At 34.2% G+C, this 14,995-nt stretch carries 13 protein-coding genes; 1 reads left to right on the plus strand and 12 read right to left on the minus strand.

Features of this window, described 5'->3' with window-relative positions; all coding sequences use genetic code 11:
- Positions 1 to 490 precede the first annotated feature (490 nt).
- From coaBC to LU301_RS11790, 4 genes are all read right to left on the minus strand, one after another.
- The gene (coaBC, locus tag LU301_RS11775; RefSeq protein ID WP_305271105.1) at positions 491 to 1,720 is read right to left on the minus strand and encodes a bifunctional phosphopantothenoylcysteine decarboxylase/phosphopantothenate--cysteine ligase CoaBC; all 1,230 of its coding nucleotides are present in this window, start codon (positions 1,718 to 1,720) and stop codon (positions 491 to 493) included.
- Position 1,721: 1 nt separating this feature from the next.
- Positions 1,722 to 3,167: a sigma-54-dependent transcriptional regulator gene (locus LU301_RS11780; RefSeq protein ID WP_305274091.1), complete on the minus strand. Its 1,446-nt coding sequence runs from the start codon at positions 3,165 to 3,167 to the stop codon at positions 1,722 to 1,724.
- Positions 3,168 to 3,234: 67 nt separating this feature from the next.
- Positions 3,235 to 4,815 (minus strand): sensor histidine kinase, encoded by a 1,581-nt coding sequence (locus LU301_RS11785; RefSeq protein WP_305271106.1) that lies wholly within the window; start codon positions 4,813 to 4,815, stop codon positions 3,235 to 3,237.
- A gap of 12 nt (positions 4,816 to 4,827) precedes the next feature.
- Positions 4,828 to 5,463: a response regulator gene (locus tag LU301_RS11790; RefSeq protein ID WP_305271108.1), complete on the minus strand. Its 636-nt coding sequence runs from the start codon at positions 5,461 to 5,463 to the stop codon at positions 4,828 to 4,830.
- 285 nt (positions 5,464 to 5,748) lie between these two features.
- On the opposite strand from LU301_RS11790, the gene LU301_RS11795 reads away from it, so the two are divergent.
- Positions 5,749 to 6,804: a D-alanyl-D-alanine carboxypeptidase family protein gene (locus tag LU301_RS11795; RefSeq protein WP_305271110.1), complete on the plus strand. Its 1,056-nt coding sequence runs from the start codon at positions 5,749 to 5,751 to the stop codon at positions 6,802 to 6,804.
- Between the two features lie 108 nt (positions 6,805 to 6,912).
- On the opposite strand, the gene LU301_RS11800 is transcribed toward LU301_RS11795, so the two are convergent.
- From LU301_RS11800 to parE, 8 genes are all read right to left on the minus strand, one after another.
- Positions 6,913 to 8,085 carry a leucine-rich repeat domain-containing protein gene (locus tag LU301_RS11800; RefSeq protein ID WP_305271111.1) on the minus strand — a complete coding sequence of 391 codons (1,173 nt, stop codon included), beginning with the start codon at positions 8,083 to 8,085 and terminating at the stop codon, positions 6,913 to 6,915.
- 57 nt (positions 8,086 to 8,142) lie between these two features.
- The gene (locus LU301_RS11805; protein ID WP_305271113.1) at positions 8,143 to 8,502 is read right to left on the minus strand and encodes a hypothetical protein; all 360 of its coding nucleotides are present in this window, start codon (positions 8,500 to 8,502) and stop codon (positions 8,143 to 8,145) included.
- Positions 8,503 to 8,571: 69 nt separating this feature from the next.
- On the minus strand, positions 8,572 to 9,078 hold the full coding sequence (locus tag LU301_RS11810; RefSeq protein WP_305271116.1) for a hypothetical protein: 507 nt from the start codon (positions 9,076 to 9,078) through the stop codon (positions 8,572 to 8,574).
- Positions 9,079 to 9,104: 26 nt separating this feature from the next.
- The gene (locus LU301_RS11815; RefSeq protein ID WP_305271119.1) at positions 9,105 to 9,593 is read right to left on the minus strand and encodes an SMI1/KNR4 family protein; all 489 of its coding nucleotides are present in this window, start codon (positions 9,591 to 9,593) and stop codon (positions 9,105 to 9,107) included.
- 67 nt (positions 9,594 to 9,660) lie between these two features.
- Entirely contained in the window at positions 9,661 to 11,577 is a 1,917-nt protein-coding gene (gene htpG, locus LU301_RS11820; RefSeq protein WP_305271121.1) for a molecular chaperone HtpG, read from the minus strand.
- 99 nt (positions 11,578 to 11,676) lie between these two features.
- On the minus strand, positions 11,677 to 12,588 hold the full coding sequence (locus LU301_RS11825; protein ID WP_370692266.1) for a bestrophin family protein: 912 nt from the start codon (positions 12,586 to 12,588) through the stop codon (positions 11,677 to 11,679).
- 202 nt (positions 12,589 to 12,790) lie between these two features.
- On the minus strand, positions 12,791 to 13,024 hold the full coding sequence (locus tag LU301_RS11830) for a putative hemolysin (RefSeq protein ID WP_305271127.1): 234 nt from the start codon (positions 13,022 to 13,024) through the stop codon (positions 12,791 to 12,793).
- 77 nt (positions 13,025 to 13,101) lie between these two features.
- Positions 13,102 to 14,985 carry a DNA topoisomerase IV subunit B gene (parE, locus tag LU301_RS11835; RefSeq protein WP_305271130.1) on the minus strand — a complete coding sequence of 628 codons (1,884 nt, stop codon included), beginning with the start codon at positions 14,983 to 14,985 and terminating at the stop codon, positions 13,102 to 13,104.
- Positions 14,986 to 14,995: the final 10 nt, after the last annotated feature.

Consider the following 14,995-nt stretch of genomic DNA (forward strand, 5'->3'; position numbering starts at 1 on the left):
ACCAATTCGCCCATTCAATCACTAGCAAAATTTTCGCTCAAATAAATCTCGAGTCAATTTCTACCAAATCAAATGAACTTTATATTCAATTTAAAATATAAAAATCCATCCAATAATAGCAAAAATCCACACAAGTTGTTCTTCTAAATGTTTTAATTGAGTAAGGTAATATCTCTTCAATATCACTCATAATTTCAGTGTCGAATATTATATACTGTTTTAAATCTTTGTCAAGCTTTATTTTAAAAAATTATTTTGTTTTTAAACTAAAACTTCATCAAAAACAAAACTAATAACACCTTCTAAAATCACTTAACCCAATACAAATATAAGCTAAGTTCCTGATTTTACTAGCTTTATTTACTAACGCTATCTCGACAGGTGCGTATGTTACAGTAACTTAATATACTTTGCAACTACTTTTTTTATTAATTTATTACAAGTGGTTGTTTTTTAAACTAACAACCATTAAAATGCGACTTACATCACTTTATTTTGGAATATTTTCAGCAATAGCAGTAATCAACTGTTGAGCAATTTTATGTTTACTGGCTTTTTCCAGTTTCAAAGCCGTTTTTTGATATTGCTCTGCGAAAAAAATTACCATCGCATTATCATCAGCACCAAAACCAATATCTGTACGAGAAACATCATTACATGCAATCATATCTAATTTTTTATCAACTAGTTTTTTGCTCGCATATTGTTCAACATTTTGTGTTTCCGCTGCAAAACCAACCATAAAAGGTGCATTAGTCAATTGAGCAATAGTTGCTACAATATCTGGATTTTTGACTAATTCTAAAATCATATCTTGTTTATCAGACGTTTTTTTTATTTTATGTTCCGCAACTTCAGCTACTCGATAATCTGCCACCGCAGCCGTAGCAATAAAAATATCGCACCCATTTTCTACACTTTGTAAACTTGCATCAAGCATTTGTTGTGCTGATTGCACGTTAATACGCTGAATATTTTTTGGTGTATCTAAATACACGGGTCCTGCAATTAAAGTAACTTCCGCTCCAGCTTGTTCACAAACTTGAGCTATGGTAAAACCCATTTTTCCTGTACTATGATTTGAAATATAACGTACAGGGTCAATTGCTTCACGGGTTGGTCCTGCGGTAATCGTTACTTTTTTACCTGCCAAAATTAATGGCATATTTTGCTGTAAAAAATATTGATGAACTTGTAACGCAATCTGTTCAGGCTCAGGCATACGCCCAACACCAACATCGCCACACGCTTGTTCACCACTTGCAGGCTGAACGATATAAAAACCATCATCAGCCAATAATTTTAAATTACGCTGTGTCGTTTTTGCTTGCCACATCTGTTGATTCATCGCTGGAGCAAGCCAAATAGGTGCAATCGTTGCTAAACATAAAGTGCTTAATAAATCATCAGCAAAACCATGTGCCAAATGTGCCAAAGTATCACAACTCGCAGGTGCAATCAAAATTAAATCAGCCCATTTTGCCAACTCGATATGCCCCATACCCTTTTCAGCTTCAGTATCTAATAGCGTTGTATGCACAGGATTGCCTGACAATGCTTGTAAAGTCAGTGGTGTAATAAATGCTAATGCACCTTGCGTCATCACCACACGCACATCATAACCATATTCTTTTAGACGGCGAACCAAAATTGCACTTTTATAAGCAGCAATTCCACCTGTAATACCTACAATAATATTTTTACATTGTTGTGCTGACATTTTATTCATCTCCTACTTCATCAATATCATCTAAACCAAATTTCTTCAGACGATAGCGTAATGAACGGAATGACATGCCTAATTTTTTTGCAGCTAATGTTCTATTCCAGTGCGTTAAATCTAAAGCAGTCAAAATAATTTCTTTCTCAATATTTTCTAAATAACGCTCCAAACCTTCCATCGGTAATTTTGACCCACGTTTAAACTCTGGCATAGGATCTTCTATGATGATTGATGTTCCATTTTCTTCTTTGTTCGTTGATGTTTCTACTACAGGTGCCAGCACACGAGAATGATGAGCTTGTACATGCTCTAACTGAATATGTAAACCATCACATAAGGTAATCGCACGTTCCATTAAATTACGTAATTCACGCACATTACCTGCAAAATATTGTTGCAATAAAAAGTGTTTCACATCGGCAGATAGCTGTTTCACACCAATATTCCATTCTTGGCAAATACGCTGAATAAAATATTCTGCTAATAAAATTACATCTTGACCACGCTCACGCAATGGTGGTAAATGTAAATCCATTACCACTAAGCGGAAATATAAATCTTGACGGAATTTACCTTGTTGTACCATAGCTTCCAAATCTTGTTGGCTGGCACTGATTAAACGAAAATCAACGTGAATATCTTGCTCACTACCAATAGGTCGGACTTTTTTATCCTGAATAGCATGTAATAATTTAATTTGAATCGTTAATGGTAAATTCGCTACTTCATCTAAAAATAAACTACCGCCATGTGCCGATGTAATTAAACCTTGTTTATCTTGTGTTGCACCTGCAAAACTACCTTTTTTATGTCCAAATAATTCACTTTCAATCAATTCATGCGGAATCGCACTACAATTCACGCTAATAAAAGACCCTTCACTACGATGACTTAAACGATGGACTAAATTCGCCACCACTTCTTTCCCTGTACCTGATTCTCCCGTAATAAACACAGGGGCTTGCGAACGTGCAATTTTCTTAAGACTATTTTTAAGCTGACGAATTGGTTCTGAATCGCCAACTAACATTTTATTTTCTAAAGAGTTTTCTTGTGAAAATAATAAATGTTGCGAATGACTCAATGCTTTTTGTAATAATTGTTCTAAGTGCATTTGATTAACAGGTTTATTGACAAAATCAAATGCACCCGCTTTTAATGCTGAAATTGCAATTTCCATATTACCATAAGCGGTCAGCACGGCGATAGGCATATTAGGGTATTTTTCAACCGCAAATTCTATTAAATTTAAACCTGTACCATCTGGTAAATTAAAATCGGTTAAACATACATCATAATGATGTTTTTTTAACGCATCTTTGGCTTGGCGAATAGTATAGGCAACATGTGAATCAATACCTAGTTTTTTTAAAGTCATTTGCATGAGTAAGCAAATATCTTCTTCATCATCGACAATCAGAACTAAAGGTTGTTGCGACATAATTCACCTATATGAGCAGTTTAATGGCAGACATCTTAACATAAAATCTATAAATATTAAATTGTTATTCTCAATTACTCATCTTACAAGCTAAACCTTCGATTCTAAAACACGCCCCTTGATATTCATCAATATAACGTAAAGTTGCATGATTAGCTTCACAAAAACTGCTCGATAAATATAAACCCAAGCCTGTACCATTAATTTCGGTACTAAAAAAAGGTTTAAATAAATTAGCTTGTTGTGATTTTTCCACACCTTGCCCAAAATCGATCACATCAATCCAAATCAGGTGTTCAAACATTTGCGTACGAATAATAATTGCTTGCTCACTTTGATTATGGCGTAAAGCATTACGTATCAAATTAATCATCACTTGACGCAATTGATTTTGGTCAAAATAAATACAAGAATCAGGCTCAATTTCTACTTGAATTTGTTCTTTAACATCATTTAAATCTTCATCAAGCATTCCTTGTACAAAATCTTGTAAATAAATCATCACCGTACGTACACCATCATTTTTTGCCATGCTTAGCGTACTTTGAATAATTTTATTAATACGCTCGGTTTGTTTACTAATCATATTTGATAGCATTTTGGCATCTTCTGATAATTCATCTTTTAACAATTCATTCGCTTGCACAATTGCCGCAAGTGGATTACGAATTTCATGGGCAATACTGGCAGAGAGTTGTCCCAAAGCTGCTAATTTTAACTGTTGAACTTGCTGATTAATTTCTTGCGTATCTTTTAGAATAAATAACGTCATCGGCTCATTAGCAGTATGTAAAATATGCCATTTAACGCTCATTTTATACCCTGATTGATGACTATGAAAATGAAACGCATGATGATGTAATTGCTCATCTGGACAAATTAAACTATGCTCTTGAATATATTGATAAAACTCATCTTGCCAAACTTCTAACGGATATTTTTCATATGATACTAATTGTGGTAATCCTAATAACTGACACGCTCGTGGATTAGATAATACTATCTGTGCTTGCTTATTTATCAGCAAATATCCTACATCAATCTGTTGCATAATCGACTGGTTAATACCTTGTAATTGGCTTAACTCTTCCGATTGATGAATGGTCATATTTTCTAAAATTTTAAAGCGTTCTAAAGCAATACGCCCCACCTGATGCATAACAATAAATAAAAATGCCAATAAAATATTATTGGTAAAATCTCGCAATAAACTTAAACTAAAAATCCCACCAATAAAATTTTGATAAGTTACACTAATAATGGCTGATAACATAATGATTAATGAGAATTTTTTATCGAGCAAAATACTCGACAAAAACACTGCAATCATATAAATCAAGCCAATTTGTAAATTAACACCATGCACCAACGCAAAAGTTAAAAGACCTAAAAGCACCACATCAACTACAAACATGGCAATTAAATGTACAGGTGAACCAATTTTAACAAAACGCATTAGTGTCATTTGCACTAAAGCAAATATAATATATATTATTGATGTATAAAGATATAAATCAGGATAGCCATAATAGGCTTTTAAATTATTAAACGTCATCACAAAGGTGAGCATTAACGAGCATGCCAACACCAAACGATACAGAGAATATAATAATCCTAAGCGATGAATAATATATGTAGTTTCAATAGACATGACACATTATCTTTAAATCTGAATTAATTTATGGCGAATGGCTAAATGTGTTAATTTCACATCACTATCCACATCTAATTTTTCAAAAATACGATAACGATAAGTATTAATGGTTTTTACACTGACAAATAATTTATCAGCAATTTCTTGAGCAGAAATGCCATTTGCCACCATCATTGCTACTTGTAATTCTCGTTCTGATAATTGTTCAAAAGGCGATTGTTGATGTTCTGACAACAAGCTACTCGCTAATTGTTCTGCCACCACACTACACAAATATTTACCGCCTTGCATGACTTTTTGTATCGCTTTAAGCATTTCATTCGGTTCACAACCTTTAGTCAAATATCCTTTTGCACCTGCTTTTAAAATCATTGAAGGGTAAGGCTCCTCAGTCATACCACTCACCGCAATGACTTTACATTGTGCATCATATTGTACGATACGTCTAGTCGTTTCAACACCGCCCACACCCGGCATATTTACATCGAGTAATACCACATCAACGTCATGTTGTTTTAAAAATACCAATGCCATTTCGCCAGTTTCTGCCTGTCCAACCACTTCAATATCAGGATAACTTTGTAAAATACTACAAATCCCCATACGGACTAATTCATGGTCATCAACTACTAAAACTTTAATCATAGCAACTACTCACTGATGAAATATTGTGTTAAAATACAGCCATAAATACAAGTTTCTGTTAAAATATTACATACTGCAAATAATTAGTGCCATATCGTTACAAAAAATATGAATTTCTATGTGATTTATACATAATATCATGGCAAAATAGTTTTGCAAATTATAGGCAACACAAAATATAAATTGCTTAAAAAAATGTGAGAATTTCATTCATCACAACAATCACCAATAAATGGTTTACATAGGTGATTTGATAAACTCTGATACTGATAGCAGGAGATGGAAATGCTTAACTCAAAATTGGTACGCTGTACTTTAGCAGCGGCATTATTAACTGCAAGCACTGGTAGCTTTGCAGATATTGTTATTCGCTCAGGTCAAGGTGCGATTTGGTCAGCAGATGAAGCTGATAAATTTTTAAATAATAATGAAGTGCCACAAAAAGCTCGTATCGTAACGAGTACAACAATGACTAGCACACCAGTTTCATATCAACAAGATACAAATACTTATAGCTATAACAATAATAGTTATAATAATAGTTATACCAATAGTAATTATACTCAATATCAAGATTATAGTGCTTATAAACCCGAAGTCAATGCACGTGCAGCCTTAGTGATGGATGCAACTACAGGCGAAGTATTGTATAGTAAAAACACCGAAAGTGTACGTTCAATTGCTTCTATTACCAAATTAATGACCGCAATGGTTACTTTAGATGCCAATTTAAACTTATATGAACAAATTACTTTAACATCAAGTGATTTTGCAGGTGCTGGTGGTAAAAACTCAAGTTCAACCTTGCGTGTTGGTGATACGATGACTCGTTCTGATGCTTTATATTTAGCGTTGATGAAGTCTGAAAATCCAGCAGCAATGGCTTTAAGTCGCACTTATCCAGGTGGGCGTAATGCTTTTATTGCGGCTATGAATAATAAAGCTGCCAGTTTGGGTATGTATTCTTCAAATTTTACAGACCCATCAGGTTTAGACCCTAAGAATGTATCATCAGCTCGTGATTTAGGTATTTTAACCAGTTCAGCTGCTCGTTATGGTACGATTCGTCATTTTTCAACATCTGCAAGTAACAGTTTTAATTTAGGTTATCGTATGCTCACTTCAAACAATACCAATGCGATTGTACGTAATGGTGGTTGGAGTTTAGATGTATCAAAAACAGGTTATATTAAAGAAGCTGGACGTTGTGTTGTAATGCAAGCGAATATTAATTCTCGTCCTGTCGTGGTGGTATTATTGGGTGGTTCTGATAGTGCAGCACGCACACAAGATGCTACACGTTTATTTAACTGGGTGGCTCAACAACCACAACGTTTCTAAACTAAATGTAAAAAGATAAAATAAAGGCTGTATTGAAATTTCAATACGGTTTTTATGGTGAAATAACAATAGACTAATGATTTACATTAGTCTATTTTTTAATTGATTTTAATAATCCCGCCCTTCATCAAACCACTGTAAGGCAATCTCATCATCTACAATCACATTCGGTACTTGAATAAGTTGTAATACGGCTGTACCTATGTCTTCTCGTTCGGTGGTTTCTATTTGTTCTAAAGCATTAAACGCACAAACAAATTCAACAATAACGGCTTTAATTTGTTCCACATCATCTAATTTTTTTAGGGATTTAACTGCATTTTTATACAATTTCACAGCAGTTTTGGCATTTTTCCCTTCCCACGCAGAAAATGGCATTTGATATTCAGTAACAAACCAACTTGCCTTTTTTAATTGGCTAAAATGACTGTCTAAATGTGATAATTGATTTTTATGTTGCTTAATATGTGCTTTTAAGCGTTTTGCACCTTGTTCTTCCACATTCCACAGTAAAATACTTTCTAATTTTGGAAATGCAGTTAAATCGATTAAATCGGATAAATCAGGAATGTAGCGTAATTGCAATGATGTTAAATGTTTTAATTGACTTAATGCTTGCAGATTGATGACATTGCCAGATAAAGCAAGCGATTCTAACTCTTCATAAGCCAATAAACTGCGACAATCAATCGCTTGATGAGCAATTTGACCGCTAATATCTAAAGATTTTTGTGTTTTAAATGCAGAGAAAAATGGAATTTGATATGGCTCATCATTTTTTGTTAAAGCTGGGCTTAGTGATAATGATAAATCATCACTGGCATTATGCTGAATATCAAATAAATTTAAATCTCCTTTTAAATATAAGCGTCTACTATGTGCTGAAATAGAATGAATAATGGTTGGATATTGAGCATAAATGGATAATCCATGAATTTGAGCATTGCTAAAATCTATTTCAATATTCTGTTGTGGGCACCAATCAAAACCTTCAATTTTTCTCTTTTTTGACCATTCAATAAAACTTATATCATTGCCATAATAAATAAACCAACGGGGAAAATTACCATAAGGATATAAATGCTTATTCTGCTCGCCAGAACCCGTATAATATTCATTAAATGTATCCCAATTTACAGGCTGATTAGGCTCAATCAGCACATCATAATATTTTTTATCCATACCTTCTAAGCCTATACAGAGCGAACCTTGCCCAATATCAGTGGTTACTTGATAAACTCTATTGGGAGTAAGTGCATATTCTCGGGTGATTTTTGACATGATAATATTCCTTAAAAATAGGTGAATGATTTAAATTAACCTATATATTTACTGAAATCAAGAGATTTGATAATCACAACATTCAATGATGAGATAACAATCATAACCATATAGCAAATAGATTTTCGATTTTTCTTCTAATAAACGCTGAGTGAAAAAATTACCATCTAAAACTTCAAAAAATCCACTCTCTATTTGATTGATAATACAATATTTTTGGTAATAAAATTCAGGAAAATAAACATTAATACATTGAAATTGTGCAACATTTTTAAATCTAATGACAGTATCAACAAGGTTTTGATGTTGATGAATGCTAATAAAAACATCTAAATCAACACCTTCACTTTCTGTATATTGGAAACGAATTGGGCTTCTAGCAATATAAGAATCTGTTAAAAGTGATAATAATTGCATATCACATCTCTCTTATAGATAATAATATTACCTAAAATTTCACGATGATAATTAAACATATTATTAACTTTATAATGCATTAAATAAATCAACCAATTTTTTCGAATGCTTTTTTGCATTTGGAATTTTTAGTTTTTTATGATACTCAAATAATGCTTTTTGATTGGTATTTAATAAATGGAAATCGATCATACAATGTAATAATGTATAACTATTGATAACTTTTGGATAAATCACGTTCTCTTCATCGTCATCTTCTTCTGGCTCATAATCATCATCTTCATCAATTTCATTGACTAAATCTTCATCTACATATAAACATAAAAACCGCTTATAATAACGAAAAAATAATTCTGTATGATGTTGAACATTGTAGTGAATATCATCAAGACTTAACGACGATAGATTAATGTCATCAGTCAGTATTTTATCCATCATAATGTCATCATCATCTCGATAAATCGTATTTGTTGCTTTTAAAATCTTTTGAAATTCTTTATCTTGATGAAATTTAAGTAAAAAATCTTGAAATTCAGTTGTATTTTTATAAGCTCTCATCTCTTTTATTGTTACCATTATTTAGTCTCCAATATGACAGTTTGTCAATAAATTTGATAGGGATAAATAGCAAAAAAATTAGGATTGATATGATATACATGATCCAAAAAATACTGTTCTGAATCATCAATTAAATCATTATCTAATTTTTGCTGAAATTGTTCAAGTATTAAAATTAAATTCACAAATTCTTTAAATTCCACTGACATGATTGTAAAATCATCAAAAGATGAAAGTTCACCTTGTTCGTGGTCATAAAATAAAACTTGTTTGCTTGTTTTATGCAAAAACCACATATCTCCGCAACCACTATCAGCAAATAACCAAAGTTGTTGAGCAAATTCAGAGTATTCATTTTGCATCTCACGATTTCGGAGAATACTCTGCTCATAATCCAGCAACACAACATCTGGATTTAATTCTGCCTTTTGATAATGACACACAAAATATCGATAATCTTCATCAAAATCAAAATATGGTTTAGGATTTTTAATGATTTGCTCTCTTGCAACTAAACCTAATATATTTTTCATTGAATGTATCTCTAAAAAATAGGCTAATGCCTAAACATTAGCCTATTTTTCAATATAAATCAAGCGATTATTTTAACAATAAACTATTGATACGTTTCACATATTCTGCTGGGTCATCAGGTAATCCACCCTCAGCAATCACCGCTTGGTCAAATAACACATTGGCTAAATCATCAAATTGGCTTGAACCTTGCAATTTTTGTACCAATGGATGTTGTGGATTGATTTCCAAAATCGGCTTACTTTCTGGCACGGCTTGCCCCGCTTGTTTCAGCATACGCAATAATTGTGGCGATAATTCACCATCAGCTGTTACTAAACACGCTGGACTATCCACCAAACGTGTGGTTACACGTACTTCTTTGGTTTTGTCTTTAAGTGTATCGCTGAGTTTATCAACAATCGGCTTAAACTCTAACTGTGCAGTTTCTAAGGCTTTTTTCTCTTCTTCATCTTGCAAATCGCCTAAATCGACCGCACCTTTGGCGATACTTTGCATTGGCGTACCGTCAAAATCATGCACAAAATTCATCGCCCATTCATCAACACGGTCAGCCATCAACAACACTTCAATGCCTTTTTTCTTAAATAATTCAAGCTGTGGTGAATTTTTAGCAGCAGTCAAACTTTCAGCCGTCACATAATAAATCGCCTTTTGACCTTCTTTCATGCGTGCTTTATAGTCGGCTAATGATGTTGAAATCTCATCATTGGTTGATGTCGCAAAACGCAATAATTTTAAAATACGTTCACGATTACCAAAATCTTCGCCTAAACCTTCTTTAATCACCGCACCAAATTCGCTATAGAATTGCTTGAACTTCTCTTGGTCTTGTTCATCTTCTGATTTTGCCAAGCCATCAAGCATGGTTAAAACACGGCGAGCATTGCCTTCACGAATGGTTTTGACATCACGGCTTTCTTGCAATAATTCACGGCTGACATTCAATGGTAAATCAGCACTATCAACCACACCTTGCACAAAACGCAAATAATTTGGAATTAAATTATCCGCATCGTCCATGATAAACACACGTTTCACATACAGTTTAATGCCTGCTTTCGCTTCACGCGTAAAAATATCATGTGGTGCTTTGCTTGGGATATACAATAATTGTGTATATTCAGTATTACCTTCTACACGGTTATGCGACCAAGTGATTGGTGCTTCATAATCGTGGCTTAAATTTTTATAAAATTCAATATATTGCTCTTCAGTAATGTCATTTTTACTGCGTGTCCATAAGGCACTTGCCGAGTTAATGGTTTCCCACTCATCGGTTTTCACCATTTGTCCGCCTTTTGGCTCTTCGCCTTCGGCAACTTCTTCTTCCTGCCACACTTCTTTTTGCATTTGAATTGGTAAGCTGATATGGTCAGAATATTTATTGACAATATTACGCACTTTCCATGCTTCTAAATATTCTGTGGCATCATCACGCAAATGTAAAATAATATCTGTTCCACGTGAAACCTTATCAATATTTTCAACCGTAAACTCACCTGTACCGCCACTTACCCAACGCACGCCTTGCTTGCTGTCTAGCCCTGCACGGCGACTTTCAACGGTAATTTTTTCTGCTACGATAAAGCCAGAATAAAAACCCACACCAAATTGACCAATCAATTGAGCATCTGCTTTTTGGTCGCCTGTGAGTTTTGACATAAAATCTTTGGTACCAGATTTTGCAATCGTGCCTAAATTATCAATCGCTTCTTGCTCGCTTAAACCGATACCATTATCAGAAATGGTGATGGTTTTTGCATCTTTATCCAGGCTGATACGCACACGCAAATCGCTGTCATTTTCATAAAATTCAGGATTGTTGATACCTTCAAAACGCAATTTATCACACGCATCAGACGCATTTGACACTAACTCACGCAAGAAAATTTCAGGGTTTGAATACAATGAATGCGTTACTAAATGCAAAAGTTGTGCCACTTCGGCTTGGAAACTATGTTGTTTCGCTTGTTCTGTCATAAGAAATTCCCAAAAATAAATCAATTAAACGATGTTATCAATATGGGAATGATTTGTAGTTTTTCAATATTAATTGAATTATTTTTATACAACTTATGATTATAATAAATTATTGCCATGTGCTTGAATAGGTGGTGGCGTTGGTCTTCCTAAGGTTGATAATAAATCAATTTCAATGCTACGTACCATTGCATCTAATGGTAAATCATTGCTTTGCGTACCAAAAGGTTCTTCTAATTCGCTACTTAACGCATCTAAACCCAAAAAAGTATAAGTTAATAATCCAACTAATAAAGGCGTTACCAGACCCAATGTTGAACCTAAACTAAACGGTAACATAAAACAAAAACAATAAACCGTACGATTTAACAGTACCGAATACGCAAAAGGAATCGGTGTATTGGCAATACGGTCGCAACCCGCTTGTACACTGCCAAAATTTGCCAAATGTTCAATAAAACGATGATAAATAATATCGCTAATTTCACCCTCTTTATACGCTTGCATAATTTCCCAATGAATAAGATTAATTGTATATTGTGGTGCATTATGTTGTTGATATAATTGATATAATGTTTGTTCTGACACACCACTAATTTGAGCCAATTCATTTGGATGAACAGTTTGACGGCGTAAACGATCCCTTAAAACATTAGCAAATACCAATGTATGTTGAATCACTCGCTCACGGCGTGCTTGCGTTAAAATACGGCTTTCACGGTCAATGTTACGTGAAGTCGCAATTAAATTCCCCCATAATTTTCGTGCTTCCCACCAACGGTCATAACAAGTATTATTTTTAAAACTTAAAAATAGAGATAGCACTACACCAATTAAAGTAAAGCCAATCAACGGGAATTTAGGAAAATGATACCATTGTACATATTCAATCCCCCCCACAATGCCTGAAATCAACATCACCACACCCAAAGGCGGTAAAATTTTAGGCAATATAGTCCCTTGCCAAGAAAACAGTAATTTAAAAACTGATGGCGTTTCACGATTGACAATCATAATAGCAAAGTAAAAAATTAATAAATAGCTAAAGTGTGATGTAATTCAAATATTATAATCAAAATAGCATAAAATCGCTAGTGTATTTTTATGCTATTGTAGTGATAATTTTTACTCAATGATATATTTTATAATCACAAAGACGCATTTTTAAGTATTAATCAGCATACGTCCTAGTCTATCTGTAACAAATCATCGATTAATGATACTGGCGATAATATTGCCACTCTTCAATCACTTGTCCATTTTTAAGATGGCACATACCAACTGTATTCCCATTGGCATCTTTTTGATAATCTAAAAAGCCTTTTTGTTGCAAACAAAATTCTGAAGCAGGATTAGATTTACCAATTTTGGCACTTTCTAATTCCATATTAACAGAAATACAGCCTGTTAAACTGAGTAATAAACTTAGAGAGAAGATAAATTTCATTTATTTTTCCCATTTAAAAATATATAGCCATCATAACATAATATGTCTCATCTTATCAAAAAAAATTTATGGAAATATTACACTGCTAAATCCGCTAAATCACCTTTTTGTTCGAGCCATATTTTGCGGTCAGATGCACGTTTTTTCGCCAATAATTTATCTAACAAGCCTGATGTAAATTGAATATCATCTAAATCAAGTTGTACCAATCGGCGAGTATCTGGTGACATAGTCGTCTCTCGTAATTGTGATGGATTCATCTCGCCCAAGCCTTTAAAACGAGTAATTTGCGGATTTTTACCTTTGACTTTTTGTAAGATGGTATTCAATTCATCATCATCAAGGGCATAATAAACCTCTTTCGCACTATCAATACGATATAATGGAGGCATCGCCACATATAAATGTCCACCTGCGACTAAAGCTGGGAAATGTTTCACAAACAACGCACACAATAAGGTTGCGATATGTAAACCGTCCGAATCAGCATCGGCTAAAATACAAATTTTGCCATAACGTAATTCTGATAAATCATCACTCGCTGGGTCAACACCAATCGCAATGGCAATATCATGTACTTCTTGCGATGCCAATACTTCATCAGACGAGACTTCCCAAGTATTTAAAATTTTGCCACGAATTGGCATAATCGCTTGGAAATTTTTATCTCGAGCTTGCTTGGCTGAACCACCTGCCGAGTCGCCTTCGACAATAAATAATTCAGAATTTTCACGCTCCGTACCAACACAATCGGCTAATTTACCCGGTAAAGCAGGACCAGATGTGATTTTTTTACGTTCAACTTTTTTCGATGCTTTTAAACGTCTGCCTGCTTTTTCGATGGCGAGTTCAGCCAGTTGCGTAGCAATCTCAGGATATTGATTGAGCCATAATGCAAAACTATCTTTGGCGATACTTTGTACGATTGCCACGGCTTCACGGCTCGATAAGCGTTCTTTGGTTTGTCCTGAAAATTGTGGTTCTTGATGTTTCAATGACAAAATAAAATTCACGCCGTCCCAGACATCTTCAGGCGATAATTTGACATTGCGTGGTAATAAATTGCGTAATTCACAAAATTCTCGTAAGGCTTCAGTCATACCTGTACGTAAACCATTGACATGTGTGCCACCTTGAGCGGTTGGAATGAGATTGACATAACTTTCTTGAACTTGCTCTCCGCCATCAATATTCCAACAAATGGCAAATTCCGCCTGCGATTTTTCTACCGTTCCTTTAGCCACAAATGGTATCTCTGGCAAAATTTCTCTATCATTAATTTCATCTTTTAGATAATCAACTAAGCCATTATCAAATTGCCAAACAATATTTTCATGGTTAATTTCATCAATATATTCAATACTTAAGCCCGCACAGAGTACCGCTTTCGCTTTAAGATTATGCTTTAGGGCTTTTAAAGCAAATTTAACATTATCAAAATATTTTTCATTGGGATAAAAACGCACAGTTGTACCAGTCTGTTTTTTAGCGACTTTATTTTCATCAATCTGTAAACCACCGACCGCTTCGCCATCAACAAAATCCATGCGATAAATATGCCCATTACGCTGAACTGCAACTTCCACTTTATGCGATAAAGCATTGACCACAGAAATCCCTACACCGTGTAAACCGCCTGAAAATTCATAGTTTTTATCGCTAAATTTACCACCAGCGTGCAATTTAGTTAAAATAATTTCAATCCCTGATTGTCCGTATTCTGGGTGAATATCCACAGGCATACCACGTCCATTATCCTGCACCGACAATGAGCCATCAGCATACACTTTAACCACAATTTTATTGGCAAAACCTGCTAAGGCTTCATCAACCGCATTATCAATCACTTCTTGAGCCAAATGATTTGGACGAGATGTGTCGGTGTACATTCCTGGTCTAAGACGGACTGGGTCGAGACCTGTTAAAACTTGTAATTCATGAGTAGTGTATTGCGTGGACATAGCAGATGGC

The organism is Moraxella sp. ZY210820 (assembly GCF_030674635.1).
Lineage (GTDB): Bacteria > Pseudomonadota > Gammaproteobacteria > Pseudomonadales > Moraxellaceae > Acinetobacter.